This window comes from Bacteroides caccae, from assembly GCF_002222615.2.
Classification (GTDB): Bacteria; Bacteroidota; Bacteroidia; order Bacteroidales; family Bacteroidaceae; genus Bacteroides; species Bacteroides caccae.
Window position 1 is genome coordinate 1,580,615 of record NZ_CP022412.2, and the last position, 21,296, is coordinate 1,601,910.

The window sequence follows — 21,296 nt, forward strand, 5'->3', positions numbered from 1 at the left end:
ATTGCATAAACAACGATGCAAAAGTATATGCTTTCTTTGAAAGCACAAAATGAATTAGCTTTTTTTAATAACGGGCTGTTGTTTGAAATATTTTCCTTCCAACAGCTAATTTGTTATTTGTTTGTTCGTTTGTGTTTCCAGTTTTATATATATTTGCAGAAAATGTTACCTGCAATCAATAATACAACACATCATGAATATTAAATGGCTTATCGGAGCGATAAGTGTGGGATTGTTTATATCCTGCGAAAATGTAAAAGAGGCACAAACTGTCAGTAACAGTTATCCGTCTGTTTTTCCTGATTATACGTTTACGGCTATACCTTATAATATAGCGCCTTTAAATTTCGAAGTGAAGGGTGCACAAGAAATACGTGCCGATTTTGCGGGTGAAGGTGTCAATCTTCTGACAGTCACGGGTAAGCATGAGATTCGTATCCCGAAGAAAAAGTGGAAGGAAATGTTAGACAAACTGAAGGACAAAGATCTGGAAGTCACAGTGTCCGTATGGAATTCGTCTTCTCCTGAAGGGGTACGATATAAACCTTTCACGGTTCGGGTTGCATCGGATGCTATTGACGAATGGATTGCTTATCGGCTGATAGAACCGGGATATGAAGGTTGGAATATGCTGGGTATTTATCAGAGGAATCTCACTTCGTTCGAAGAAAAGGAGATTGCTACTAATCGTGCGGATAAAAGTAAGTGCATGAACTGTCATTCTTTCGCTAATTATTCTCCACAACAAATGATATTTCATGTCAGGGGAGAAGGTGGTGGCACTGCTTTATGGAAAGATGGTGAATTGAGCAAACTACCGTTGGAGACAACCGGTCCCAAGAAAAGCGGAACCTATCCGATGTGGCATCCCAATGGACGATATATCGTGTTTTCTTCCAATCTCACCCGTCAGTCTTTTCTTAGTGAAGGTGAAAAGGCGCTGGAAGTGTATGATCTTCAGTCTGACTTGATTTTATATGACACTCAGACCAAGAAGGTACTGACGGATAAACGCTTTATGGACGAAGCGCATTGGGAGACATTTCCTGCCTGGTCGGCAGATGGGAAATCGCTCTATTATTGTGGCGCTTTACCTAAGAATATGCCAATAGATTACCAAAATTTGCATTATAGCCTTTGCAAAGTCGATTTTGATGAGGCAACCGGAACGTTTGGCGAACGAATTGATACGATATACAATGCGGAGCGCGATGGAGGCAGTGTCTCTTTTCCGCGTTTGTCTCCCGATGGACATTATTTGCTGTACACGAAAGCGGCTTGTGCCACTTTCCCTATTTGGCACAAAGAGGCAGATTTGAAAATGCTGAGACTATCTGACGGTGAGGAACTGGACGTTGAAATTCTGAATAGTGCCGAGACTGAGAGCTATCATTCCTGGTCGTCGAACGGTCGTTGGATTTTGTTTAGTAGCCGTAGGCTAGACGGCCGCTATACAAGGCTTTTCATTGCTTGGATGGATGAAAAGGGAAACATACATAAACCTTTCCTGCTCCCTCAGTCTACTGTTGAACATAATGTGTTACGTACGAAGTCCTATAATATTCCCGAATTTATTAAGGGGGAGGTGACATTGCCACAGAAACAGCTTAATGCTTTATTCTTCCCTCAAAAATAAGATGCTATGAAGAAGATATTTTTATTTCATTTATTACTGGTCTGTCCGGTAATTTTTCTGATTTGGTATATTGTCTTTCCTAATTATCTTTGGTTACTGGAAGGAAACTCTTTTTTCTCTTTCACGCCTGATTTTGCCGGTATACAACTTTCCCTTCCTTCTGATTGGGCGCAATATGTAGGGGCTTATCTCCTACAATTCTTCCGGTTCCGTACAAGTGGAGCTTTGGTGCAAATGTTGTTTGTGCTTATTGTGTTGCTTTCAGCCGATTGTATCATCGCCCGTTTGACGCGCAATAAAGGATTGTTGTGGCTTTCATTCATTCCGGTTATCTGGTTTATGAGCGGGCAGTTTGCTGATGTGCTTTTGGTCCGTTCGATGTGGTGGTGTAGCATTTCTGCTGTGTTAACGTTGCTTGTATGGTTGCTTACGATCCGAAGAAAGGCTCCGGTAGCATGGGGAGAACGTTATTTCTTTTCTTCTCCTTTTTTCACTTACATCGTGCCTTGTTTACTGTTGGGTTTCATCGTTTACCGTGAAGTGACCGATGAAAAGCAGAAGGAAACGGAATTCATTTCTCGCATAGACCACCTTGCTGAGAATAGAAATTGGGATGCCATTTTACAGAATGTGACTCCGGAAATGACGAAAAAGAATTCTTCTTTGTTGCGCTGGACTTTGTTGGCTCTTTCAGAAAAGGGACAGTTGCCGGAACGGATGTTTGCTTATGGAGTGACCGAACCTGCCTGTTTCTTTTATGAACGTGTAGACAAGCAATTCTGTCGTAATTTTAATATGCAGTTCTTCCGTGCTTTGGAACTGGATAACGAATTGCTTCATAATGCTTTCCAGGCAGGAATTCTTTCTCCCTACGGGAACAGTTTTCGTTCTATGAGAGCAATTGTGGACGCTTGTGTCCATCAAGGTCGCAATCGAATGCTTGCCAAGTATGTAGAAGTAATGAAGCATACAAGTTGCCACACGAAACAGGCACAGTTGCTGGGTGAATACTTGGCGTCAGCCGGTGTGGAAGATAAGATTAACAGTGGAAAGAATACGTCTCCGTTTTTTATAGGTGCGCATCCTTTTCTTTCGGATATGGCACGTATGGTAGACCGTTATCCCGAAAACCGGAAAGCTGTGGATTATTTGCTTTGCGGGCTGTTGATATCAAAAGATGTGGATAAGTTCTATAAGGTATTCAGTTTGTTGTACAAGCCTTTTAGCGTCAAGCTTCCCCGTTATTACGAAGAAGCGTTGCTGGTACTGGCAACACAACATCCGGACATATTGCGTCGCTATCCGGTGGGACAGGAGGTAGTGAAGGATTTTAATTCATTTCATGCTTTGTTGAAAGGAGGAACGATGAATCAGAAAATGTTGGAAATCAATTACCGAGATTCATTTTGGTTGTTCTATTACTGTATGAAGGCAGTGAAGAAATCGGCGGAGAACTAAAAAGAGAAAGTTCCTATTCTTACCATGTGTCTTTCTACAAAGAAGACACCTTTTAAAAGAATAGGAACTTTCTTGCTTATATAAAGTTAAAGGGGATCTTTAGATTAAAGAGCACCTACTTCTTTCAAAGCAGCGTTAGTGCCGTGAACAGCTTTAGCGCTAGCAGCAAACTTAGCTTTTTCGTCTTCGTTCAGGTTCAGTTCAACGATCTTTTCGATGCCATTCTTGCCCAGGATAACAGGAACACCGATGCAAAGATCAGATTCGCCGTATTCGCCTTCCAGGAATACTGAACAAGGAACCATTTTCTTTTGGTCGTGCAGGATAGATTCAACGACGAATGCTCCTGCTGCACCCGGTGCATACCATGCAGAAGTACCCAGCAACTTAGTCAGTGTAGCACCACCTACCATAGTAGCGGCAGCAACTTCTTCCAATTTTTCAGCAGAAATGAAGTTAGCTACAGGCATACCTTTATAAGTAGCGAAACGAGTCAAAGGAATCATGGTAGTATCACCGTGACCACCGATAACCATACCTTCTACTTCGTTAGCATTGCAACCGATAGCTTGAGACAAGAAATATTTGAAACGAGAGCTATCTAGTGCACCACCCATGCCGATAACACGGTTCTTCGGCAAGCCTAGAGCTTTCAATGCCAAGTAAGTCATTGTGTCCATTGGGTTAGAGATAACTACAATGATAGCGTTAGGAGAATATTTCAACAGGTTTTCTGCTACCGACTTAACGATACCAGCATTAACACCGATCAGTTCTTCACGAGTCATACCCGGTTTACGAGGAATACCTGAAGTAATCACAACAACGTCAGAGTTAGCAGTCTGAGCATAATCGTTTGTGCAGCCTACCAATGTAGAGTCGAAGCCCAGCAACTGAGCTGTCTGCATCATATCCATTGCTTTACCTTCTGATACGCCTTCTTTAACGTCCAGCATTACTACTTCGTCTGCTACTTCATTAAAAGCAAGTACATTTGCACATGTAGCACCTACGTTACCTGCGCCTACTACGGTTACTTTTGACATAATACTATATATTTAAAAAGTTGATAATTTGTTTTATCTATTTTGCGCGACAAAATTACAACGATAATCCTGATTAAAGAAATTTTTCCGTAATAATTTTAGTTAAAGAAAATACCTCATTCTATGTTACTCTGTTACGAAATGATTACTTTTGCGGCGGTTATCAATTAACACACTGAACTATGAATAAAAAAAGTCTTCTTATTGCAGCCGTGGCTATTCTGGTGATAGCTATTATTGGTATTACTTATTTGTTATTTACTGAGAAACAAGCTAACCGGGAGTTGGTACAGGAATTTCAGTTGGATAAAGAAGATCTGGAAAATGAATACACCCGTTTTGCCCAACAATATGATGAGTTGAAGATGACGATCTCCAATGATTCTCTAGCTCAATTGCTGGATCAGGAACAGTTAAAGACTCAACGACTGCTCGAAGAACTTCGTACTGTGAAAAGTACAAATGCAACGGAAATTCGCCGTTTGAAAAAAGAATTGGCTACTTTGCGTAAGGTTATGATTGGTTATATTAACCAGATTGACTCTTTGAATAAATTGACGGAACAGCAGAAACTGGTTATTGCTGATGTAACTAAGAAATATAACCAGGCTTCTCAACAAATCAGTAATCTTTCTGAAGAAAAGAAGAACTTGAATAAGAAAGTGACATTGGCTGCTCAGCTCGACGCTACCAATATTCGTATAGAGCCACGTAACAAGCGCGGCAAAGTGGCGAAGAAGGTGAAGGATGTGGTGAAACTGGCTATCAGCTTTACTGTCGTGAAGAATATTACAGCCGAAAATGGCGAACGTACTATTTATATACGTATCACAAAGCCGGATAATGATGTACTGACCAAGAGCGCATCCAATACTTTCCCTTATGAAAACCGTACATTGGTTTATTCTATCAAGAAGTATATTGAATATAATGGCGAAGAACAGAATATCAATGTATTCTGGGATGTAGAAGAATTCTTATATGCCGGAAATTATCGGGTCGACATCTTCGAAGGTGGTAATTTGATAGGCTCGCAGACATTTACGCTAAACTGATAGGCTTATAAATACACTTGGTAAAACGGGTCTTTTTATTATATTTTATTTGTTTTGAGAAGTAAAGTCTGGGTGGGAAGGAAAAATGATATTGACTGACGTTGCCGAAAGGTGGGAAGATCCTTGTTTTTTGTGGGATGATAACGGAGAAGCCTATTTAGGGTGTAGCTAGTGGGGAGGATTGGCCTATGAACGGAATCGATATGGGTATGAACGGTATCAGTAAGCCTGTGCAAACCTGGACAAAATCGGACATAAACAAGACATCTGATCGAGTGTTACTCCAAACGGATGATGATTTTTCAACGGAAAAACCGGGATATCAGTGGAAATTCAATCATAACCCGGATTGCAATTTATATGATAGAACAGGATTGCCAGCTGCTCCTTTCAGGACAGACTGTTGGTAATTGCCCTTGCTTTATTGGTGGATATGATATGGTTTTGAATCAAACAATTTTTTATGCGACTATAGAATGAACTCCGTCTACCATACCGTCTGCCACCTGTAACAAAATCGATTCAGTTTGTTTGGTGTCAGATAGCTATGATGTTTCAGATACTTGTTTCAGATCGATTGCAGATACTTTATCTGCAACACCACGTAGGCAATGAAATATTTTCGTGTAGGATATGAAATTCATTCTTTATGGATGAGAGGGCGTTTCTAAACGTTGAAACTCCGGTTCCAAGGCTGGAAACTGAAGTTTCTCCATAAGGAAACTAGAGTTTCTGCGTATGGAAACTAGAGTTTCTAAGCGTTGAAACTGAAGTTTCTAACTATGGAAACACCAAGAAACTTATGGCTCTGATCTTCTTAGTGAGTAAGAATAACTTTCCGAATCGGATAGATATTTCGGCAAAGAACAGCCATGTATCAATTCTAAATGATGCGAAACGGGAATACCCCTGTAATCTGTTTCTTATCGTCTGCCGTCTGCCCCCCACATCATTTTACTGCGAAGCGTGTCAAAGAAAATATGATTAAAGCGTTTTACTACTTTGACACTGTAATCTGCCCGGCGGATAGTGAGTTGGGTGGTTTCTTTGCACGTTTCACTTCGGCCGTCAATGGCAACGAGGAAGTTATGGCTGCGGCTTTCCACGTCCAATGTGATTTCCCAATCGTCTCGGATAACGATAGGACGGACGTTGAGGCTATGCGGAGCTACGGGAGTAATAACGACGGTGTTGGAATGGGGCACCATGATAGGACCGCCTACACTTAACGAATAGGCGGTGGAACCGGTGGGCGTGGCAATCACCAGCCCATCAGCCTGATAAGTGTTCAGGTATGCGCCGTTGATGGCTGTCCGGATACTAATCATAGAAGAACTGTCCCGTTTGAGAACGGCAATTTCGTTGAGGGCATAAGGGGCATCTTGCAAATGCTTGTCGTCACAGATGAGTTGAAGTACGCTTCGTTCTTCCACGCTATATCTTCCGGATTGAATTTCATCGAAGGTTTCTTCCATTTCTTCTGGAGAAATGTCTGCCAGAAATCCCAGACGTCCGGTATTAATTCCTAGAATGGGAATCCCTTTCTTTCCTACGCGGCGGGCGGCTTTCAGAAACGTTCCGTCGCCTCCGATACTGATTACCATATCGGCGGTAAAATTATCCCCGTCGAACAGATAGTCGGCATGAACATCCATTTTTAACTCTGCGGTCAGGAATTGATAAAAGTCCCTGCACATACATACTTCCGCTTTTTGTCTTCTCAACAGTTGGAATAGCCTGAGGGCATGCGAAGACTTCTTAGCTTGATAAGTATTTCCGAAAATGGCAAATTTCATAAGCGACATCATTAGTTATGGTTGCAAATTTGGCACTTTTTTCTGAGATAGCCAATCAGTTTGCGAATATTCGGTTTGGCGATATAGTAAAAGTGCCCGTAACTTCAACGGTGCTTTCACAAAATGTAATGATTTGCATAGTATTACAAATATGCGTCGGGTGGAAGGAAAGTACACAAAAGTATGCTTATTCTGTGTTTTCTTGTGGTTTTCTACTTTAAATAACCAAAAAAGAACCTATAATGCGTTTCGTATTATTAGGCAACTAATAATAATATTTGTATTTTTGCGCCAAATATTACGTAGAACTATGACTAAATTAAGTGTAAACATAAACAAGATTGCTACGCTGAGAAATGCTCGCGGAGGGAATGTACCCGATGTAGTAAAGGTGGCGCTTGATTGTGAGTCTTTTGGCGCAGACGGCATCACTGTTCATCCCCGTCCTGACGAACGTCACATTCGTCGTTCGGATGTATATGATTTGCGTCCCCTGTTGCGGACTGAATTCAATATCGAAGGGTATCCGTCACCGGAATTTATAGATCTTGTGCTGAAGGTAAAGCCACATCAGGTCACATTGGTTCCCGATGATCCTTCACAGATCACTTCTAACTCCGGTTGGGACACGAAAGCTAATCTGGAATTTCTGACTGAAGTCCTCGACCAGTTCAACAGTGCAGGTATCCGCACTTCCGTTTTTGTAGCTGCTGATCCCGAAATGGTGGAATATGCGGCAAAAGCCGGAGCCGACCGCGTTGAACTTTATACCGAACCCTATGCGACGGATTTCCCGAAGAATCCGGAAGCAGCCATTGCCCCTTTTATCGAAGCGGCCAAAACTGCCCGTAAACTGGGTATCGGCCTGAATGCCGGACACGACCTGAGTCTTGTAAATTTAAACTATTTCTATAAAAACATTCCCTGGGTGGATGAAGTCTCTATCGGTCACGCATTGATTAGCGATGCACTGTACTTGGGACTGGAACGTACTATCCAGGAATATAAAAACTGTCTACGCTGATGAATGCAATGATCTTGTTAGCCCAAGGGGCTATGAATATGGCTGACTCGCTGGCTACCGCCAACCCCGTACTGACGGAGGTAAACGCTCCCGAAATGAATATGCTTGATATGGCTATCAAGGGTGGTTGGATTATGATTGTGCTGGGTGTGTTGTCCGTAGTCTGCTTTTACATCTTGTTCGAACGTAATTATATGATTCGCAAGGCGGGAAAAGAAGACCCGATGTTTATGGAACGTATCAAAGACTATATTCATAGTGGTGAGATCAAAGCAGCCATTAACTATTGCCGGACGATGAACACTCCTTCGGCCCGTATGATTGAGAAAGGTATCAGCCGTCTGGGACGTCCGATCAACGATGTACAGGCCGCTATTGAAAATGTGGGTAACATTGAAGTTGCGAAACTGGAAAAAGGGCTGACCGTAATGGCGACCATTTCCGGCGGTGCCCCGATGCTCGGATTCCTCGGTACGGTGACAGGTATGGTGCGCGCATTCTACGAAATGGCGAACGCCGGAAGCGGAAATATTGATATTACATTACTTTCCGGCGGTATCTACGAAGCAATGATTACTACTGTCGGCGGTCTGATTGTCGGTATTATTGCCATGTTTGCCTACAACTATCTGGTGATGCTGGTAGACCGCGTGGTAAACAAGATGGAATCTCGTACCATGGAATTTATGGACTTGCTGAACGAACCGGCTCAGAAGTGATTCGTATTCCCCGAACTTATAACTTTATAATAACTCATAAACGTGGGATTAAAAAGAAGAAATAGAGTATCGCCCAATTTCAGCATGGCTTCCATGACGGATGTCATTTTCCTGTTGCTGATATTCTTTATGATAACCTCTACGGTGGTATCGCCCAATGCCATAAAGGTGTTGTTGCCGCAAGGCAAGCAGCAGACCTCGGCCAAACCGCTGACGAGAGTCATCATTGATAAAGACCTGAACTTCTATGCCGCTTTCGGTAATGAGAAGGAGAAGCTGTACACCTTGAACGAACTGACTCCCTTCTTGCAGAGCTGTGCGGAAAAGGAGCCTGAAATGTATGTGGCGTTGTATGCGGATGAATCAGTGCCTTATCGTGAAATAGTGCGGGTGCTGAACATTGCGAATGAGAATCATTTTAAGATGGTGCTGGCTACACGCCCGCCGGAAAATAAATAAGAAGAACGATGGACAGAAGAAAAAAGGGTGAATACGTAGGAGCGTTGGGTGCATTGTTGGTGCACGTGGCAGTGATTGCTCTTTTGATTCTGGTGAGCTTTACTGTTCCTCAACCGGATGAGGACGCAGGCGGAATCCCTGTAATGATGGGGAATGTGGATGCTGCGCGTGGTTTTGACGACCCATCGTTGGTCGATGTCGATGTGTTGGACGAAGAGGCTCCGGCTCCTGCTCAGACCCAGCCGGAACTCCCTTCGGAACAGGATTTGTTGACGCAGACCGAAGAAGAAACCGTCACTCTGAAACCGAAGACGGAGGAGCCCAAGAAGGAAACGGTAAAACCGAAAGAAGTAGTGAAACCGAAAAAGCCTGTGAAGAAGCCGGAGAAGACCGAGGCCGAGAAAGCGGCGGAAGCGAAACGCCTGGCTGAAGCGAAAGCGGAACGTGAACGTAAAGCTGCCGAAGAGGCCGCGAGAAAAAAAGTGGCCGGTGCTTTCGGCAAAGGTTCACAAATGACAGGGAACAAGGGGACATCAGCCGGTGGCACGGGAACGGAAGGCAGTAAGGAAGGTAATTCTTCCACCGGAGCAAAGACCGGAACGGGCGGTTACGGAACTTTTGACCTTGGCGGACGTTCTTTAGGTACGGGCAGTTTGCCCAAGCCTGCTTACAATGTGCAGGAAGAAGGACGTGTGGTGGTGAACATTACCGTGAATCCTGCAGGACAGGTTGTTGCAACCAGCATTAACCCTCAAACGAATACTGTAAACTCTGCTTTGCGGAAAGCCGCCGAAGATGCGGCCAGGAAAGCTCGTTTCAATACAGTAGACGGAGTGACCAACCAGACAGGGACAATCACTTATTATTTTAACTTGAGATAGTATCATTAACCAAAAATATAGGATTATGGGAACTGTATACGCTTTTTTTGCAGACGGGTTTGAAGAAATTGAAGCCTTTACTGCTATTGACACGCTAAGACGTGGCGGACTGAATGTGGAAATCGTATCCGTTACACCGGATGAAATTGTAGTAGGTGCACATGATGTATCTGTTCTTTGTGACATCAACTTCGATAATTGTGATTTCTTTGATGCCGAACTTCTGTTGTTGCCCGGAGGAATGCCGGGAGCAGCTACGCTTGATAAACATGAAGGATTGCGTAGATTGATTCTCGATTTCGCCGCCAAAAACAAACCGATTGCTGCTATTTGTGCTGCTCCGATGGTACTGGGCAAGCTGGGGCTGCTGAAAGGGAAGAAGGCGACTTGCTATCCTAGCTTCGAGCAATATCTGGAAGGTGCCGAATGTATCGATGCTCCGGTTGTTCGTGACGGAAATATCATTACGGGTATGGGACCGGGCGCTGCCATGGAATTTGCTTTGACTATCGTGGACTTGTTGGTAGGTAAAGAAAAAGTAGACGAGCTGGTAGAGGCGATGTGCGTTAAACGCTAAGTTGTCCATGAAGAAATATGTAATCATTGTTGCCGGTGGAAAGGGCTTGCGTATGGGGAGCGACCTCCCCAAACAGTTTCTTCCTGTCGGCGGTAAACCTGTATTGATGCATACACTGGAAGTTTTCCGGAAGTATGATGCGGCAATTCAACTTATTTTAGTCCTTCCACGGGAGCAGCAGAACTTTTGGAAGCAGCTCTGTCGGGAACACGATTTCGATGTGGAACATCGGGTGGTAGACGGAGGAGAAACTCGCTTCCATTCGGTGAAGAACGGTTTGGCATTGGTGCAGGCTCCCGGGCTGGTGGGAGTGCACGACGGTGTCCGTCCGTTTGTCTCGGTAGAAGTGATCCGTCGTTGTTATGATTTGGCGGAACAGCACAAAGCGGTGATTCCGGTTGTTGATGTAGTTGAAACGCTGCGCCATTTAACGGAAGTCGGAAGCGAGACTGTGAGCCGCAATGATTATAAATTGGTGCAGACGCCGCAAGTCTTTGACGTCGAACTGTTGAAGCAGGCTTATGAGCAGGAATTTACTCCGTTCTTTACTGATGACGCCTCGGTTGTGGAAGCAATGGGTGTACCCGTGCATCTTGCAGCAGGTAACCGTGAAAATATAAAAATAACGACTCCTTTCGACCTGAAAGTCGGGAGTGCTCTTTTGTAAATGTTTGATTTAGTCACACGCGACATAAAATTTATCTCCGGTGTAGGTCCTCAGAAGGCGGCTGTATTAAATAAGGAGTTAGGAATCTACTCCTTGCATGATTTGATTTACTATTTCCCCTACAAATACGTCGACCGGAGCCGCATCTATTACATTCACGAGATAGATGGCAATATGCCGTATATCCAACTGAAAGGTGAAATCCTTGGTTTCGAAACGATCGGTGAAGGCCGGCAGCGTCGTCTCACAGCTCATTTCTCGGATGGTACGGGAGTCGTGGACTTGGTGTGGTTTCAGGGAATAAAATACATCCTCGGCAAATACAAACTTCACGAAGAATATATCATCTTCGGCAAGCCGACCGTATTCAACGGGCGCATCAATCTAGCTCATCCCGATGTAGACAAGACGGATGACTTGAAACTCTCCTCCGTGGGACTTCAACCTTATTATAATACAACGGAGAAAATGAAGCGCAGCTTCCTCAACTCTCACGCGATTGAGAAGATGATGGCAACTGTCATTCTGCAGATACAGGAGCCTCTGCCTGAGACTCTCTCTCCCAAACTGTTGTCGGAACATCACTTGATGCCTTTGACGGAGGCTCTGCGGAATATCCATTTCCCGACTAATCCCGATTTATTACGCCGGGCGCAATATAGGCTTAAATTCGAGGAACTCTTCTACGTACAGTTGAACATCTTGCGCTATGCCAAAGACAGGCAAAGAAGGTATCGCGGCTATATCTTTGAAAAAGTGGGCGACGTATTCAACACGTTTTATACAAAGAACCTTCCTTTCCAACTGACAGGCGCACAGAAACGAGTGCTGAAAGAAATTCGGAATGACGTGGGTAGCGGCCGGCAGATGAACCGTCTTTTGCAGGGAGATGTAGGTAGCGGGAAAACTTTAGTCGCCTTGATGAGTATGCTGCTGGCGTTGGATAACGGCTACCAGGCCTGCATGATGGCGCCTACGGAAATATTAGCGAACCAGCATTACGAAACGATTAAGGAGTTACTGTTCGGTATGGATATCCGCGTGGAACTGCTGACGGGCTCTATCAAAGGAAAAAGGAGGGAAGCCATCCTCACCGGTTTGCTGACAGGAGATGTGAAAATACTGATCGGGACCCATGCGGTTATTGAGGATACCGTTAATTTTTCTTCTCTCGGTTTTGTGGTTATTGACGAACAACACCGCTTTGGCGTGGCGCAACGTGCCCGCCTTTGGAGTAAGAATATTCAACCGCCGCACGTGCTCGTCATGACCGCCACTCCTATTCCCCGGACGTTGGCGATGACTTTATACGGTGACTTGGATGTGTCCGTCATCGACGAACTGCCTCCGGGACGGAAACCGATTGCTACTGTTCACCAGTTCGACAACCGCCGGGAAAGCCTGTATCGCTCTGTACGCAAGCAGATTGAGGAAGGACGGCAGGTTTATATTGTCTATCCTTTAATAAAGGAAAGTGAGAAAATAGACTTGAAGAACCTCGAAGAAGGCTATCAGCATATCCTGGAAGAATTTCCCGAATGTACTGTATGTAAAGTGCACGGCAAAATGAAGGCTGCCGAAAAGGATGAACAAATGCAACTTTTCATTTCAGGCAAAGCGCAAATAATGGTTGCCACTACAGTGATCGAAGTCGGCGTGAACGTACCGAATGCTTCGGTGATGATTATAGAGAATGCCGAACGTTTCGGACTTTCGCAACTGCATCAGTTGCGCGGTCGGGTAGGGCGTGGCGCCGACCAGTCTTATTGTATTCTGGTGACAAATTATAAACTGACCGAAGATACTCGTAAGCGACTGGAGATAATGGTACGCACAAATGACGGCTTTGAAATAGCGGAAGCTGATTTGAAGTTGCGCGGTCCCGGTGACTTGGAAGGGACGCAGCAGAGTGGTGTCGCCTTCGATTTGAAAATTGCGGATATTGCCCGTGACGGACAATTGCTGCAATACGTCCGTGCGATAGCCGAAGATATTGTAGAGCATGATCCCGGTGCACAGAGTCCGGAGAATGAAATACTGTGGCGGCAACTCAAATCCTTGCGGAAAACGAATGTTAACTGGGCTGCCATTAGTTGAAAAACGGTTAAACATACAGTTTATTTGCGGGAATGTGTTGCAAAACATATTTTGCTTCTATTCTCCCTATTCATAGGGATTTAACGCCTGAATGTTTGTCTTATTTCCGGCTAATCATCTGAAAAATAGTTAATAACTCTCTTGTTGTTTCATCGAAAAATGCTATCTTTGGAGGAATTTTTTTAGTAAATGTATCGTTTAACCATTAGAAAAGTCGTATATCATGCTTGAAAAAACGCTGGTCATTTTAAAGCCTTGTACCCTCCAACGGGGATTGGTTGGTGAGATTACTCATCGTTTTGAACGCAAAGGACTGCGGTTGGCCGGCATGAAGATGATGCAACTGACTGATGAATTATTGAGCGAACATTATGCCCACTTGAGCAGCAAGCCTTTCTTTCAAAGAGTGAAAGATTCCATGATGACAGCTCCTGTCATTGTTTGTTGTTTCGAAGGTGTGGATGCTATTCAAACTGTCCGTACGTTGGCGGGTCCGACAAATGGACGTCTGGCTGCCCCGGGAACTATTCGTGGGGATTACAGTATGAGCTTTCAGGAAAATATAGTTCATGCTTCTGATTCTCCAGAGACCGCAGCTATCGAGTTAACGAGATTTTTTAAACCGGAAGAAATATTCGATTACAAACAGGCGACATTTGACTACCTGTATGCAAATGACGAATATTAATTGAATTGACAAAGAACGAATGAATTTCAATTGTATTATTAAAACAGGATTGGTAGCTGTTGCGGCTATGGTTAGTTTGAGCTCTTTCTCACAAGACCTGATTGCTCGTCAAGCACCGATAGACAAGAAATTAAAAACAGTAGACTCTTTGGCATTGCAAAAGCAAATCCGTGCCGAACAATCGGAATATCCCGCCCTAAGTCTCTATCCAAACTGGAACAACCAGTATGTACACGCTTACGGAAACGCTATTATCCCTGATACTTACACGATCGACCTGACAGGTTTCCACATGCCGACTCCCAGCACGAAAATCACTTCGCCTTTCGGTCCCCGTTGGAGAAGAATGCACAACGGTCTGGACTTGAAAGTAAATATCGGTGATACTATTGTAGCAGCTTTCGACGGTAAAGTGCGTATTGTGAAATATGAGCGCAGAGGATATGGTAAGTATGTCGTTATCCGTCATGATAATGGATTGGAAACTGTATACGGACACTTGTCCAAACAACTGGTTGAAGAAAATCAGCTGGTCAAGGCCGGTGAAGTAATCGGATTAGGTGGTAATACCGGACGCTCAACCGGTTCTCATCTTCATTTTGAAACCCGTTTCCTCGGAATCGCAATCAATCCTATTTATATGTTCGACTTTCCGAAACAAGATATCGTAGCCGATACCTATACGTTCAGGAGGACTCAAGGTTCGAAACGTGCCGGTTCTCATGACACGCAAGTGGCTGACGGTACAATCCGCTATCATAAAGTTAAGAGTGGTGATACTTTGTCGCGTATTGCCAAGTTGCGTGGTGTATCAGTCAGTACACTTTGTAAGTTGAATCGTATCAAACCGACTACAACTTTGCGCATCGGACAAGTTTTGCGCTGTTCATAAACAGCATTGCTTATAAAACAGTAATACAACAATACCTTTAGAAGAGGGCACTTTAATATAATTTAGAGTGCCCTCTTTCTGTTTTCACTTAATTATTGTTACCTTTGCGCACTATTTGGAAGAAAATGAAAGATACCAAGCAACAATTTGAACATGTCATCGCTATTTGCCGTGACTTATATTCCAAGAAGCTGCACGATTACGGGCCTGCATGGCGTATTCTGCGTCCGGCTTCGGTGACTGACCAGATTTTTATCAAAGCCAACCGGATTCGTAGTATTGAAACAAAAGGTGTAACTTTGGTTGACGAGGGAATTCGTTCCGAGTTTATTGCGATTGTCAATTACGGTATTATAGGGCTTATTCAGTTGGAACTGGGGTATGCCGAGTCTGCCGACATCAGCATTGAAGAAGCGTTGGCTTTGTATGATAAATATGTCAAAGAGGCTCTGGAACTGATGCTTGCCAAGAACCACGACTATGACGAGGCATGGCGCAGTATGCGTATCAGCTCTTACACAGACTTGATTTTAATGAAAATATACCGTACCAAGCAGATCGAAAGTCTGTCTGGCAACACGTTGGTGTCCGAAGGAATCGACGCCAATTACATGGATATGATTAATTACTCTGTATTCGGATTGATTAAGATAGAATTTGAAGGTTAAGAATTTACATATCATTCAGGAGGTAATAGCGAATATCAGTCGCTTTATTTTGGCGGCTGCATTTATCTTTTCCGGATTTGTAAAGGCAGTAGATCCACTGGGATTCCAGTACAAGATACAGGACTATCTGGCTGCATTCGGAATGGCTTCCTGGTTTCCTTCATTCTTCCCGTTATTGGGAGGTATCGCATTATCTGCCATAGAGTTTTCAATCGGTATCTTTTTGTTCTTTGGTGTCCGGAGAACAGTGGCTTCCACGTTGGCGTTAATGTTGATGAGTTTTATGACACCGTTGACATTGTATCTGGCAATCTTCAATCCGGTGTCCGACTGCGGGTGTTTTGGAGATGCTTGGGTGCTGACTAATTGGGAGACATTTATCAAGAACGTACTCTTGTTGCTTGCTGCAATCGGAGCGTTCAAAGGCAGGAAGATGCTGGTCCGCTTTATCAGTCAAAAAATGGAATGGCTTGTTTCTCTGTACACGCTGTTTTTTGTGTTTACGTTGTCGTTCTATTGTCTTGACCGTTTGCCGGTATTGGACTTCCGTCCCTACAAGGTAGGAAAGAATATACTGGAAGGAATGACGATGCCGGAAGGAGCGAAACCGAGTGTATATGAAAGTGTCTTTATTTTGGAGAAGAACGGAGAAAAGAAAGAATTTACACTGGAGAATTATCCGGATAGCACATGGACATTTGTTGATACACGCACTGTACTCAAAGAAAAAGGATACGAGCCGGCTATTCATGATTTCTCTATGATAGAACTGAATACGGGAGAGGACATCACGGAAGATGTACTGACTGATATGGGGTACACATTCCTGTTGGTCGCCCACCGGATTGAAGAAGCGGATGACAGTAATATAGACTTGATTAATGAAGTCTATGATTACTCGGTGGAGCATGGCTATAAGTTTTATTGCCTCACTTCTTCACCGGAGGAGCAGATAGAACTGTGGAAGGATAAGACCGGGGCGGAATACCCTTTCTGCCAAATGGATGATATTACACTGAAGACGATGATTCGCTCTAATCCGGGATTGATGCTGATTAAGAATGGGACTATTCTGAACAAATGGAGTGACGAGGATATCCCGGATGAATACGTACTGACCGACAAACTGGAGAATCTGCCGTTAGGACAACAGAAGGTCGGTAATGATGTGCATACGGTTGGCTTTGTGTTCTTGTGGTTCGTTATTCCATTACTGCTGGTGCTTGGAGTAGATGTGTTGGTCGTTCGTCGTAGGGAAAGGAGAAATGCCAGAAAAGCTGCGGAAGCTAAGAAGCAAAAGAGTGAAGTGCAAAACATCGTTCCGAAGGTTGGTGAAGAACAAAAAGAAGAGGAGCCGGTTACTGATGGCAGTGATGATTGATAAATTGATACTATCTTCATCTTCCGGAAGGAGGAGAGTGGAGATACTACCGAGACTGATTGTCCGGCTTTGATATAAAGAATGGAAATGGATTTATTAACCCTTTAAATAAAAAACAAAATGAGAAAGAACATTGTTGCAGGAAACTGGAAAATGAACAAAACCCTTCAAGAGGGTATCGCTTTGGCAAAAGAACTGAACGAAGCATTGGCTAATGAAAAGCCTAACTGTGATGTAATCATCTGTACTCCGTTTATCCACCTGGCTTCTGTTACTCCGTTGGTAGACGCTGCCAAGATTGGTGTAGGCGCTGAAAACTGTGCAGATAAAGCATCTGGTGCTTATACAGGTGAAGTTTCTGCTGAGATGGTCGCTTCTACAGGTGCAAAATATGTAATCCTGGGTCACTCTGAACGCCGTGCTTACTATGGCGAAACAGTAGCTATCCTCGAAGAAAAAGTAAAATTGGCTTTGGCTAACGGTCTGACTCCGATTTTCTGTATCGGTGAAGTATTGGAAGAACGCGAAGCTAACAAGCAGAACGAAGTAGTAGCTGCTCAAATGGAATCTGTATTCTCTTTGTCTGCTGAAGACTTCTCTAAGATTATCTTGGCTTACGAACCTGTTTGGGCAATCGGTACAGGAAAAACTGCTACTCCGGAACAAGCACAGGAAATCCATGCTTTCATCCGTTCAATCGTAGCTAATAAATATGGTAAGGAAATCGCTGACAACACTTCTATCCTTTATGGTGGTAGCTGCAAGCCTTCCAACGCTAAAGAACTGTTCTCTAACCCTGACGTAGATGGTGGTCTGATTGGTGGTGCCGCTCTTAAAGTATCTGATTTCAAGGGAATCATTGATGCTTTCAACGCGTAATTAAAACTTATTTCGGGCACGGGCGAATTATATAGTCCGTGCCTAAATACAATTATCAAATGAAGAAACTAGCTTTACTTATCTTGCTGTTTGTTTTGGCTGGCGCCAGTGCACAGGCACAGAACATTGTGAAAAGCCTCGAACGTAACGTTCCGGGACAAGGAAAGGTGACCATTCACCAAGATCCCCGCATTGAAGCGATGATTGGTATGGAACGTCTTGCAACCGGTGAACAGAAAGTCATGAAGGGTTCCGGCTTCCGGATACAGGCGTATGCCGGTAACAATACTCGTCAAGCAAAGAATGATGCTTATCGTGTGTCATCACAGGTAAAAGTGTATTTCCCGGAGCTGGCAGTGTATACGTCGTTCAATCCGCCCCGTTGGCTTTGTCGTGTGGGTGATTTCCGGAGTATAGAAGAAGCTGACGCGATGATGCGCAAAATGAAAGCTACTGGTGTGTTTAAAGAAGTTTCTATTGTAAAAGACGAGGTTAATATTCCTTTATAAATCTATCATGTTAGGAAAAGAAGAAATTGTCTCTCCAAATCTGGAGGAGTTGAAAAGTCATTATCACAGTATTATTACCTTGTTGGGCGAAGACGCCGAACGGGAAGGTTTGTTGAAAACTCCGGAACGGGTGGCTAAAGCAATGTTGAGTTTGACAAAAGGTTATCACATGGACCCTCACGAGGTGCTCCGTTCTGCTAAATTTCAGGAAGAATACAGTCAAATGGTGATTGTGAAGGACATTGATTTCTTCTCTCTTTGCGAGCATCACATGCTGCCGTTCTACGGAAAGGCACACGTGGCTTATATTCCCAACGGCTACATCACCGGGCTGAGTAAGATTGCTCGTGTAGTCGATATCTTTTCTCACCGCTTGCAAGTGCAGGAACGTATGACGTTGCAAATCAAGGAATGCATCCAGGAAACATTAAACCCGCTGGGGGTAATGGTGGTAGTGGAGGCTAAACATATGTGTATGCAAATGCGTGGTGTGGAAAAACAAAACTCAATTACTACTACTTCTGACTTCACAGGGGCTTTCAACCAGGCAAAGACGCGTGAAGAATTTATGAATCTTATCCAACACGGAACAACATTATAGGGGAAGTTGCCGTGAAATGGATAAAGTTATGCTCCGGCATCAATGAGAAAAGGTATTTGGTTTTGATAAAGGAGATGCTTCCTGTCGGAGGCTACCGCACATATGGCGACGAAAATAATTTATCGCAATACGACTCTGTCTCCCAAACGTTTTGCCATAATACTTTGTATCCCTCTCAAGTCATTATAACGTATCATTAACGCATTACATTTTTCTTCGTCATGTGCAAGAGCCGGATCCTGCAAGGCATAAAGCATGTGTTTTAATTCTTCCGTGACAATAGCATATTTGAAATTAATCATCAACATCGGAACCAGTTCGTAGAGCCGTTCTTCATCTGTCACAATCTTCTGGGACTTGGAGTGGTATTTGCTAAGTTGATAGCGGACATTAATCAGGTCTACGCTCAATTTGCTGATGACAGGATCGGGATGTGCCAGAAAATATCGTTCCGCTACGAATCCGACATTATGTATATGTGCGGCAGCCTCCGACAGGATTTGCCGGTGCAACGGGTTGTGGAAAGCCAGATCGTCTTCCTTTAAATCGTTGATAACATATTCAATTACGGTTACCGGAACTTCATTCCCTTCCTCATCTGTTAGGTTACACATAATCTTTTCTCCGTAACGGACCACGGCTTGTAAAATCAACCGTTCAAATTTATAGAACTCCTGTCCCTCTTTACCTTCCTGTGGGATGAAAGAAGCGTAATTGTCTTCTTGCAGGGCAGGTGGAACGTTCAGATAGTTACCGTCGCCATCTACTTCGGGAGCTAGCATGACATCTTCAGGAGGCATAGGTATGCCGTTGTCGGAAGAGGGAGATGCAGTTGCACCGCCTTGTGTCATGTTAGCCGTTCTTTCAGCGATACGGCGGTCACGTTCTGTTTGTTCAGCTCGTTTCTCCGCTTGCGTTTCCCGTCTTTTGGCTACTTCCGATACCAGTAATTTATCTTCTATGTGCAGCAGCTGCGCACATTCTTTGATATAGACGTCGCGTACAATCGCTTCCGGTATGACGGAGATGCTTTGCACCAGATTGCCGATAAGCTCTGCACGTTTGATCGGGTCTTTTCCTGCATCTTCCAGTAATAAGTTGGTTTTAAAACGGATAAAGTCAGTTTCATGTTCTGCAATGAAGGCTTGAAACTCCGTGGAGTTATGTTTGCGGGCAAAAGAGTCCGGGTCGTCACCGTCGGGAAGAAGGCAGACTTTGATGTTCATTCCTTCTTCAAGGAGCATATCAATGCCGCGGATAGAAGCCTTGATACCTGCTGCGTCACCGTCGTAAAGTACGGTCATGTTGTTGGTGAAACGGTGAATCATGCGGATTTGTCCCGGTGTAAGAGCAGTTCCTGAAGAAGCGACCACATTCTCTATGCCGGACTGATGCATGGAAATGACATCTGTATATCCTTCCACAAGAAAACAACGGTCTTGTTTCACAATCGCCTGTTTGGCAAAATAAATGCCGTATAATTCGTTACTTTTATGATAGATTTCCGATTCGGGAGAGTTGACGTACTTAACTTTTACGCCTTTTGTGGCACTGGCAAGCACACGTCCACCGAAGGCAACTACTTTGCCGGAGAGAGTGTGGACAGGGAAAATGACACGTCCCCAGAAACGGTCCCGCAAACGGTGGTCGTCGGTTTCGTAGCAGAGTCCGGTTTTTACCAGATATTCTTTCTTATATCCTTTTTGTAGCGCTTCCTTGGCAAGTGCATCGTGGCTCTCGGTACAATATCCCAACTGGAATTTCTCGATGATATCATCCCGGAAACCGCGGTTGCGAAAGTAAGCCATACCGATACTGCGACCGTCTACGTGGTTCTTCAGTATATTCTGAAAATAGTCGCGGGCGAAGTTATTGACAATGAACAGACTCTCGCGCTCACTTTGCACCAGCTTCTCTTCATCGCTCAACTCTCTTTCTTTAATTTCGATATTATACTTCTTGGCAAGGTATCTCAGTGCCTCCGGATAAGACATCTGTTCGTGCGCCATGATAAAGTGCACGGCGTTGCCCCCTTGTCCGCAGGCGAAACATTTGCAGAGTCCTTTAGCGGGTGAAACATAAAAGGAAGGAGTTTTGTCACTGTGGAACGGGCACAAACCAACATAATTGACACCGCGCTTGCGCAGGGTGACAAAATCTGAAACGACATCCATAATCTGTGCCGCATCCAATATCCGGTCTATGGTAGCTTGATCTATCATTCTTTCTTTTCTCCTGTGAATCCGTTTTTGCGGATACAAAG

Annotated in this window: 21 protein-coding genes; 18 read left to right on the top strand and 3 right to left on the bottom strand. The window is 44.1% G+C overall.

Annotated features, from left to right (window positions below; all coding sequences use genetic code 11):
• The first annotated feature begins 193 nt into the window (after positions 1–193).
• Both CGC64_RS06260 and CGC64_RS06265 read left to right on the top strand, forming a co-directional pair.
• A complete protein-coding gene (locus CGC64_RS06260) occupies positions 194–1,636 on the top strand; it encodes a TolB-like translocation protein (RefSeq protein ID WP_005679182.1) in 1,443 nt (480 codons plus the stop codon).
• A 6-nt stretch (positions 1,637–1,642) separates the two neighbouring features.
• Entirely contained in the window at positions 1,643–3,094 is a 1,452-nt protein-coding gene (locus CGC64_RS06265) for a DUF6057 family protein (protein WP_005679183.1), read from the top strand.
• A 104-nt stretch (positions 3,095–3,198) separates the two neighbouring features.
• Here CGC64_RS06265 and mdh read toward each other — a convergent pair whose 3' ends face one another.
• Positions 3,199–4,140, bottom strand: coding sequence for a malate dehydrogenase (gene mdh / locus CGC64_RS06270; protein ID WP_005679185.1), 942 nt, complete (start codon positions 4,138–4,140; stop codon positions 3,199–3,201).
• Positions 4,141–4,322: 182 nt separating this feature from the next.
• Between mdh and CGC64_RS06275 the strand changes: the two genes are divergently transcribed.
• The gene (locus tag CGC64_RS06275; RefSeq protein ID WP_005679186.1) at positions 4,323–5,195 is read left to right on the top strand and encodes a hypothetical protein; all 873 of its coding nucleotides are present in this window, start codon (positions 4,323–4,325) and stop codon (positions 5,193–5,195) included.
• Between the two features lie 188 nt (positions 5,196–5,383).
• Positions 5,384–5,605, top strand: coding sequence for a hypothetical protein (locus CGC64_RS06280; protein WP_005679188.1), 222 nt, complete (start codon positions 5,384–5,386; stop codon positions 5,603–5,605).
• 513 nt (positions 5,606–6,118) lie between these two features.
• Here CGC64_RS06280 and CGC64_RS06285 read toward each other — a convergent pair.
• Entirely contained in the window at positions 6,119–6,991 is an 873-nt protein-coding gene (locus CGC64_RS06285; protein WP_005679819.1) for an NAD kinase, read from the bottom strand.
• Positions 6,992–7,301: 310 nt separating this feature from the next.
• On the opposite strand from CGC64_RS06285, the gene CGC64_RS06290 reads away from it, so the two are divergent.
• The 14 genes from CGC64_RS06290 to folE all read left to right on the top strand — a co-directional run bounded on the left by CGC64_RS06290 (position 7,302) and on the right by folE (position 19,033).
• The gene (locus CGC64_RS06290) at positions 7,302–8,015 is read left to right on the top strand and encodes a pyridoxine 5'-phosphate synthase (RefSeq protein WP_005679192.1); all 714 of its coding nucleotides are present in this window, start codon (positions 7,302–7,304) and stop codon (positions 8,013–8,015) included.
• Positions 8,015–8,734 (top strand): MotA/TolQ/ExbB proton channel family protein, encoded by a 720-nt coding sequence (locus tag CGC64_RS06295; protein WP_005679193.1) that lies wholly within the window; start codon positions 8,015–8,017, stop codon positions 8,732–8,734. Before CGC64_RS06290 ends, CGC64_RS06295 begins: the two co-directional genes overlap by 1 nt.
• A 42-nt stretch (positions 8,735–8,776) precedes the next feature.
• Complete coding sequence (locus CGC64_RS06300; RefSeq protein ID WP_005679821.1) at positions 8,777–9,193, top strand: ExbD/TolR family protein; 417 nt, start codon at positions 8,777–8,779, stop codon at positions 9,191–9,193.
• Between the two features lie 8 nt (positions 9,194–9,201).
• Positions 9,202–10,074 (top strand): cell envelope integrity protein TolA, encoded by an 873-nt coding sequence (locus CGC64_RS06305; RefSeq protein ID WP_005679196.1) that lies wholly within the window; start codon positions 9,202–9,204, stop codon positions 10,072–10,074.
• Between the two features lie 25 nt (positions 10,075–10,099).
• Complete coding sequence (locus CGC64_RS06310) at positions 10,100–10,651, top strand: DJ-1 family glyoxalase III (protein WP_005679197.1); 552 nt, start codon at positions 10,100–10,102, stop codon at positions 10,649–10,651.
• Positions 10,652–10,658: 7 nt separating this feature from the next.
• Complete coding sequence (locus CGC64_RS06315) at positions 10,659–11,318, top strand: 2-C-methyl-D-erythritol 4-phosphate cytidylyltransferase (RefSeq protein WP_005679199.1); 660 nt, start codon at positions 10,659–10,661, stop codon at positions 11,316–11,318.
• Complete coding sequence (gene recG, locus CGC64_RS06320; RefSeq protein ID WP_005679200.1) at positions 11,319–13,415, top strand: ATP-dependent DNA helicase RecG; 2,097 nt, start codon at positions 11,319–11,321, stop codon at positions 13,413–13,415.
• A 223-nt stretch (positions 13,416–13,638) separates the two neighbouring features.
• On the top strand, positions 13,639–14,103 hold the full coding sequence (gene ndk, locus CGC64_RS06325) for a nucleoside-diphosphate kinase (RefSeq protein WP_005679201.1): 465 nt from the start codon (positions 13,639–13,641) through the stop codon (positions 14,101–14,103).
• 19 nt (positions 14,104–14,122) lie between these two features.
• On the top strand, positions 14,123–14,995 hold the full coding sequence (locus CGC64_RS06330) for a peptidoglycan DD-metalloendopeptidase family protein (protein ID WP_005679823.1): 873 nt from the start codon (positions 14,123–14,125) through the stop codon (positions 14,993–14,995).
• 125 nt (positions 14,996–15,120) lie between these two features.
• Positions 15,121–15,663, top strand: a complete 543-nt coding sequence (locus CGC64_RS06335; RefSeq protein ID WP_005677047.1) for a DUF1599 domain-containing protein — start codon at positions 15,121–15,123, stop codon at positions 15,661–15,663.
• Positions 15,653–17,044 (top strand): BT_3928 family protein, encoded by a 1,392-nt coding sequence (locus CGC64_RS06340; protein ID WP_005679825.1) that lies wholly within the window; start codon positions 15,653–15,655, stop codon positions 17,042–17,044. Before CGC64_RS06335 ends, CGC64_RS06340 begins: the two co-directional genes overlap by 11 nt.
• 120 nt (positions 17,045–17,164) lie before the next feature.
• Positions 17,165–17,923 carry a triose-phosphate isomerase gene (gene tpiA, locus CGC64_RS06345; RefSeq protein WP_005677049.1) on the top strand — a complete coding sequence of 253 codons (759 nt, stop codon included), beginning with the start codon at positions 17,165–17,167 and terminating at the stop codon, positions 17,921–17,923.
• 59 nt (positions 17,924–17,982) lie between these two features.
• A complete protein-coding gene (locus tag CGC64_RS06350; protein ID WP_005677050.1) occupies positions 17,983–18,432 on the top strand; it encodes an SPOR domain-containing protein in 450 nt (149 codons plus the stop codon).
• Between the two features lie 7 nt (positions 18,433–18,439).
• On the top strand, positions 18,440–19,033 hold the full coding sequence (gene folE / locus CGC64_RS06355) for a GTP cyclohydrolase I FolE (RefSeq protein ID WP_005677051.1): 594 nt from the start codon (positions 18,440–18,442) through the stop codon (positions 19,031–19,033).
• A 119-nt stretch (positions 19,034–19,152) separates the two neighbouring features.
• Here folE and dnaG read toward each other — a convergent pair whose 3' ends face one another.
• Positions 19,153–21,255 carry a DNA primase gene (dnaG, locus tag CGC64_RS06360; RefSeq protein WP_005677053.1) on the bottom strand — a complete coding sequence of 701 codons (2,103 nt, stop codon included), beginning with the start codon at positions 21,253–21,255 and terminating at the stop codon, positions 19,153–19,155.
• Positions 21,256–21,296: the final 41 nt, after the last annotated feature.

Excerpts from the sequence above, each read along its gene's own strand:
- CGC64_RS06265 (WP_005679183.1), top strand. The coding sequence starts at position 1,643 with ATGAAGAAGATATTTTTATTTCATTTATTACTGGTCTGTCCGGTAATT.
- CGC64_RS06305 (WP_005679196.1), top strand. The coding sequence starts at position 9,202 with ATGGACAGAAGAAAAAAGGGTGAATACGTAGGAGCGTTGGGTGCATTG.
- CGC64_RS06350 (WP_005677050.1), top strand. The coding sequence starts at position 17,983 with ATGAAGAAACTAGCTTTACTTATCTTGCTGTTTGTTTTGGCTGGCGCC.
- CGC64_RS06290 (WP_005679192.1), top strand. The coding sequence starts at position 7,302 with ATGACTAAATTAAGTGTAAACATAAACAAGATTGCTACGCTGAGAAAT.
- CGC64_RS06275 (WP_005679186.1), top strand. The coding sequence starts at position 4,323 with ATGAATAAAAAAAGTCTTCTTATTGCAGCCGTGGCTATTCTGGTGATA.
- CGC64_RS06310 (WP_005679197.1), top strand. The coding sequence starts at position 10,100 with ATGGGAACTGTATACGCTTTTTTTGCAGACGGGTTTGAAGAAATTGAA.
- CGC64_RS06285 (WP_005679819.1), bottom strand. The coding sequence starts at position 6,991 with ATGAAATTTGCCATTTTCGGAAATACTTATCAAGCTAAGAAGTCTTCG.
- mdh (WP_005679185.1), bottom strand. The coding sequence starts at position 4,140 with ATGTCAAAAGTAACCGTAGTAGGCGCAGGTAACGTAGGTGCTACATGT.
- CGC64_RS06315 (WP_005679199.1), top strand. The coding sequence starts at position 10,659 with ATGAAGAAATATGTAATCATTGTTGCCGGTGGAAAGGGCTTGCGTATG.
- CGC64_RS06335 (WP_005677047.1), top strand. The coding sequence starts at position 15,121 with ATGAAAGATACCAAGCAACAATTTGAACATGTCATCGCTATTTGCCGT.
- tpiA (WP_005677049.1), top strand. The coding sequence starts at position 17,165 with ATGAGAAAGAACATTGTTGCAGGAAACTGGAAAATGAACAAAACCCTT.
- CGC64_RS06330 (WP_005679823.1), top strand. The coding sequence starts at position 14,123 with ATGAATTTCAATTGTATTATTAAAACAGGATTGGTAGCTGTTGCGGCT.
- dnaG (WP_005677053.1), bottom strand. The coding sequence starts at position 21,255 with ATGATAGATCAAGCTACCATAGACCGGATATTGGATGCGGCACAGATT.
- recG (WP_005679200.1), top strand. The coding sequence starts at position 11,319 with ATGTTTGATTTAGTCACACGCGACATAAAATTTATCTCCGGTGTAGGT.
- CGC64_RS06260 (WP_005679182.1), top strand. The coding sequence starts at position 194 with ATGAATATTAAATGGCTTATCGGAGCGATAAGTGTGGGATTGTTTATA.
- ndk (WP_005679201.1), top strand. The coding sequence starts at position 13,639 with ATGCTTGAAAAAACGCTGGTCATTTTAAAGCCTTGTACCCTCCAACGG.
- CGC64_RS06280 (WP_005679188.1), top strand. The coding sequence starts at position 5,384 with ATGAACGGAATCGATATGGGTATGAACGGTATCAGTAAGCCTGTGCAA.
- folE (WP_005677051.1), top strand. The coding sequence starts at position 18,440 with ATGTTAGGAAAAGAAGAAATTGTCTCTCCAAATCTGGAGGAGTTGAAA.
- CGC64_RS06295 (WP_005679193.1), top strand. The coding sequence starts at position 8,015 with ATGAATGCAATGATCTTGTTAGCCCAAGGGGCTATGAATATGGCTGAC.